At 75.0% G+C, this 599-nt stretch carries 1 protein-coding gene; it reads right to left on the reverse strand.

Annotated elements, in window-relative coordinates; all coding sequences use genetic code 11:
* Positions 1–599, reverse strand: a 599-nt coding sequence (locus AC01Y6_RS11045; protein WP_476671575.1) for a hypothetical protein, incomplete at both ends; no start/stop codon positions are given.

The following is a 599-nucleotide window of genomic DNA, read 5'->3' on the forward strand; positions in this document are numbered from 1 at the left end:
CTAGGCCCCTAAGCCGGGCCCGGACCTCGAGGTGGCGCCCCTCCAAGCGCAAGGCCCCGGAAAGCGCCCCTTCCCGGTAGACCGCCTCCCCAAAAAGGCGCGCCTCGTCCAGAAGGCGGAGGGGAAGCCCCTTCAGCCTCAAGGCGAAAACGCCTCCCCGGTAGCTCCCCTCCCCGTAGGGGCTTTCCAGGAAAAAGCCCCCCTCCCCCTGCCGTACCCGGACCGGGAAGGCGGCGTAGGGAGAGGCGTAGCGGAGGTCGGCGAGAAGCCGCCCCCCGCGGAGGCGCCCCTCCCCCTCCACCTGCCCCACAAGGAGGGGCGTGGGCCGGAGGCGGAGGGCGAGGTCGCTCCAGGCCCCGGCCAGGGCCAGGGGGCCCACCCGGCCGGAAACCCTCTCCCCCTTCCCCACCACCTCCCCGGAGAGGTCCAAGGGGGGAAAGAGAGGGAGGCGGGCCCCAGGGCCCTCCACCGCCACCCGGTAGCGGCTCCCCTCCCCACGGAAGCGCACCGCGGCGAGGCCCTCCAGGGGCTTGGGCCAGGCCGCCCGCCCCTTCCCCTCGTACCGCCTCCCCTCCCCAGAGAGGGCGAGGGCGCTCCCC

The organism is Thermus sp. (genome assembly GCF_056332225.1).